The 682-nt window shown below is 81.4% G+C and carries 1 pseudogene; it reads right to left on the bottom strand.

Features of this window, described 5'->3' with window-relative positions:
* Positions 1-682 (bottom strand): annotated as a pseudogene (locus ACFQ11_RS37790) (hypothetical protein); the annotation flags it as partial.

Below are 682 nucleotides of genomic sequence, written 5' to 3' on the forward strand. Positions count from 1 at the left end.
CGGCCGGTCGGCGGTGACCGCGTCCGCGTGCGCCCGCACGGCCGCCGCGTCCCGCGCCGCCGCCCCGCCCGGCAGGACCGCCTCGACCCGCGCCGCGAGCCGCAGTACCCCGGCGTCGGTGAAGGCGTCCTCCGCGAGCCGCCCGAACGTCCGGCACGGCAGCGCGGCCAGCGCCTCGTACGCGCCGACCGCGCTCCCGTGCGCGTCCAGCAGGTCCGTGCACTCCGCCACGGACGGCGGCGAGACCCACACCTCCCCGAGCGCCGCCTCCAACCCCGTGACGCCCGTCGCCGCACCGGGTTCGCGCCGTGCGTGCGCCGGGCCCTCGGGACCTCCCGGACGCTCCCCGTCCGGGAGCGAGCCGGCACGGGCGGCCAGACCCAGGAGTTCGGCGGTGACCGCCGGGCGGCGGGCGGGGTCGCGGCGGCCCACCGACGCCAGGACGGGGACGGCCGTGCGCGGGACGCCGCGCAGACGATCGAGGTGCTCGTAGAGCGCGTCGCACAGCTCCGGCTCGAGGCGGTGGCCGTCCGCGTCCGCGAGACCGGCGAGGACGCCGTCGACGAGCGCGCCGCGGAGACCGCCGGGGCAGGCCGCGAGCGCCGCCGCGAGATCACGGGCGCCGCGCCGGACGCATCCGGCCGCCGCGTCCGCGAGGTCGCCCGGGCCGACCGGCACCCCC

The organism is Actinomadura sediminis (assembly GCF_042675525.1).
Taxonomy (GTDB): Bacteria; Actinomycetota; Actinomycetes; order Streptosporangiales; family Streptosporangiaceae; genus Spirillospora; species Spirillospora sediminis.